Here is a 3,552-nt window from a genome sequence, read left to right as displayed (position 1 = left end):
GAGCGAGAGAAAATCCCGCATTAATTCATTCTCCATTTCCAATTGTTTTATGTGTTGTTCTTGTTGATTAAGTTTATATTGTAATTGTGTTAATTTGCTCAACTGTTGAATAGAGGGCGGTAGATTGGATCCATCTTTTCTTGGTCTGCCTTTTGGCTTTATCGTAATACCTGCTGCTATTTTCTTTTGCCTTTTGTTGTATGCACAGAAAAATTCTTTTATTTGACTTTTTCGGTATCCAAGTCTGTTTGCCATTTCTTGATGTGTCAATCCCTGTTCCTTCATTTTCAGCAATTCTTCTTCGTGTTGCCTTATTTTTATGTATTTTCTTGGCATAACAATGCCCCCCTTTGATAGTTTTTATTATACCATAGGAGGGCGATTTTTTCTATTGTCCGTTTTTACTGGACCTGTTCACATATACAGGAGGAAATTAAAATGGATTTTATTGATCAAATGAACCAATTTTCAAAAAGAGTCGAACAAATGATTCCTAATTTACAAACGGAAGAAGCAACTAAAATGTCGCTCATTGTTCCTTTTTTTCAAATTCTTGGATATGACGTATTTAATCCTGCTGAATTTATGCCAGAATATACTGCGGATGTTGGTATAAAAAAGGGCGAAAAGGTAGATTATGCAATTATGGACGGAGATAAACCCGTGATACTTATTGAAGCAAAATGGTGTGGTGACACATTAGACAAACATGATTCCCAGCTTTTTCGGTATTTTGGTGTGACCTCTGCACGGTTTGGGATTTTAACGAATGGAATTATTTATAAATTTTATACAGATTTAGACGAGCAAAATAAAATGGATTTGACACCTTTTTTGGAAGTTGACTTACTTAATTTAAAACCAGCCATGATTATGGAATTAAAGAAATTTCATAAAGATAATTTTAGCGTTGAAGACATTTCCAGCACGGCTTCTGAATTAAAATACAGCAAAAACATTCGGGAATTTATGCAAAGACAGCTTGAGTCCCCATCAGATGATTTTGTCAAATACATACTTTCGGAAATATACACAGGTTCAAAAACCCAAAATGTTATCGAACGTTTTAAGCCAATTATAAAAAAATCTCTTAATACCTTTATTAGTGAATTGATGAACGATAAAATTTCAGCCGCATTAAAGAATGATACATCAAATCCCGATTCCGATAACAACATAGAAAAAAATGAAGAAAATGCAAACGAAGAGCATATTTCAAAAATACACACAACGGATCAAGAACTGGAAGCCTTTTACATTGTAAAATCAATATTGGCAGAGATTATGCCACTTGAAAAAATCAGTTATAAAGACACCGAAACATATTTTGGGATTTTAATAGATTCCAATATACGAAAATGGGTATGCAGATTAAGATTAGATGGCCGAAAAAAGAGTATTGCTATTCCAGATGAAAACAAAAAAGAAGTTCGACATGATATTGAATCCAATAATGATCTTTATTCATTAAAAAATGATTTATTAGAAGCTGCAAAAAGGTACTTAGATTAGTAATCTTATAAAAAGTTTATCAGGCTGAGGGCTTTGTCCGGAAAGCCCTCAGGCATAAAGAACCAGAAGCTGAGCTTCTGGTTCTTTATGCCTTCTTTTTTGCCTGTATGGCCTTTTTGGCCCGAACGATCCAATAGGTCACTACCGCACAGGATAGTATCATACTTAGGAACATCCATACGCTTTCTAATCTTTGAGACAGCGGTACTGTGCCGCCTTTTGGCCTGCTTGCCCCCTCCTCAGGCGGGGCTGCGTCCCGACTGGGTCTGCCCTCTGGAGGGGCTTCTTCTGTCCTTTCTTCTGCTGCGGAAGCCTCGGCAGAATTACTTTCTATTTCCGGCCTTTTGGCAGAGCCCTCGTCCTGGCCGGCTCCCTCTTCTGCTGCGGAAGCCTCGGCAGAATTACTTTCTATTTCCGGCCTTTTGGCAGAGCCCTCGTCCTGACCGGCTCCCTCTTCTGCTGCGGAGACTTCGGCAGAATTACTTTCTATTTCCGGCCTTTTGGCAGAGCCCTCGTCCTGACCGGCTCCCTCTTCTGCTGCGGAGGCTTCGGCAGAGCCCGCATTTTTTTCTATTTCCCTATCTTCGGCAGGTCGCTTGCCGCCTTCCTCACCGGAGGACAGCGCCGCGCTAAACGGAATACTCAGCCAGCGCAGCTGGCTGGAATTGACCGTTCCGTATACGCCCCCGCACAAGATCACGGCAGAAAGAAGTACCGCAGCTGCCGCAGGAAAGCGGCGGTGGCAGATATGCAGTCCAATATGAACGCCCAGCAAAACAACCGATAAGCCGCCTGCAAACATATGTCCCAGCTTAAAGACCATATGATTTGAAGATATGCCGGTCAAGATGGTTTTGGAAATCATAATGCCGCTGATGCCAATCCACGCAAAACACAGGATCAAAAGAAAATCCACCACCACGCCGGCCTTGGTTTCAGCGGGAACCTTGACAAACTTTCTGCACATGACCGAAATGGCTTTCAGATTGATAACAATATGCAAAACAAAAATACCAATCAAGATCAGTCCGGCAATTTCATGATATGAGAGACTGATCAGGCTTTTGTTAAAAAAGGTAACCGACAGCAGCAGCATGATAATATCAAGCGCCAATTTGAAATTTTGTTTCTGCTTCATAGCATTCTTCCTTTCTGTTTCTGATCTTTTCCCATATTTTATCAGCGAAAGGTTAAATAAAGCTTAAAAAACAGAAATTTTTTTCTCAATCGCCTGCATCACTTGAATAAAGGCGGCATCTCCTTTTCCAGTTGGGTCGGGCAGATGCCAATTATCATCAAAATCCCTGCCGATGTACGGACAGCCGGCGTCACAGCCCATGGAAATGACAAGATCCGGCATAGGGACCTGGTCGATGGTTTTAGGGAATTGCTTTTTTTCCATATCAATACCGTAATACTTTTTTATCAGCCGAACACACTGGTCAAAAGGACAAGCGATCCCAGATCCACCATGGGCGAGGAAATCAGAAAGGAAAAGGTGACGCCAAGGGGCAGGCCCGCACTGGTAAAACCCATAAAAAGGGGAATGGACGAACAGGAGCAAAAGGGAGTAACGGTTCCCAGCAGAGCGGCAATCCCATTGGCGCCAATCCCGCGAAACCGTCCCAAAATCCGTTTGGACCGCTCCGGCGGGAAATAGCTTTGAATATAGGAAATGACAAAAATCAAAACACACAAAAGCAGCATAATTTTAATGACATCATAAAGAAAAAAGTGAATACTTCCGCCAATTTTCCCCGAAAGATCCAGCCCCAGCACAGTAAGGATACCTCCGATTCCCTCTTTGAGCCATTGCATCCCCAATACTTGATTTTGCAAAAATAACCCTATTTGCATCCAGCATACCTCCTCATATTAACATATTGAAATATATCTATCTATTTGTTTTTTTAAAATCCATCCAGAAAGGATGGATTCAGCGTGTCGATAGTTTATCGACACGCTGACAGATGCCGAAAAAGGAAGTTAGATTTTCTGCAATCGCTTTCGCCTAGGTACAAAGGTACGGTAGAGAGCGAT

4 protein-coding genes and 1 pseudogene are annotated in these 3,552 nt (G+C 41.2%); 1 reads left to right on the top strand and 4 read right to left on the bottom strand.

All coding sequences use genetic code 11. From position 1 onward, the window contains the following. Positions 1-336 (bottom strand): hypothetical protein (locus tag INF28_RS12570; protein WP_226393801.1); only part of this gene is annotated, 336 nt, incomplete at its 3' end. A 102-nt stretch (positions 337-438) separates the two neighbouring features. Here INF28_RS12570 and INF28_RS12565 point away from each other — a divergent pair. Next, positions 439-1,512 carry a type I restriction endonuclease gene (locus tag INF28_RS12565; protein ID WP_226393800.1) on the top strand — a complete coding sequence of 358 codons (1,074 nt, stop codon included), beginning with the start codon at positions 439-441 and terminating at the stop codon, positions 1,510-1,512. A gap of 85 nt (positions 1,513-1,597) precedes the next feature. Here INF28_RS12565 and INF28_RS12560 read toward each other — a convergent pair whose 3' ends face one another. The 3 genes and pseudogenes from INF28_RS12560 to INF28_RS12550 form a co-directional block, all read right to left on the bottom strand. Beyond that, entirely contained in the window at positions 1,598-2,650 is a 1,053-nt protein-coding gene (locus tag INF28_RS12560; protein ID WP_226393799.1) for a DUF4405 domain-containing protein, read from the bottom strand. 63 nt (positions 2,651-2,713) lie between these two features. Then, positions 2,714-2,914 (bottom strand): low molecular weight phosphatase family protein, encoded by a 201-nt coding sequence (locus INF28_RS12555; RefSeq protein ID WP_226393798.1) that lies wholly within the window; start codon positions 2,912-2,914, stop codon positions 2,714-2,716. Between the two features lie 26 nt (positions 2,915-2,940). Continuing rightward, positions 2,941-3,369: pseudogene (locus INF28_RS12550) on the bottom strand (permease); the annotation flags it as partial. Positions 3,370-3,552 lie beyond the last annotated feature (183 nt).

The sequence above is a fragment of the Ructibacterium gallinarum genome (genome assembly GCF_014982785.1).
Taxonomy (GTDB): Bacteria; Bacillota; Clostridia; order Monoglobales; family Monoglobaceae; genus Ructibacterium; species Ructibacterium gallinarum.
Note: the sequence above shows the minus strand (reverse complement) of the source record. Positions and strands in the feature narration are given on the sequence as shown.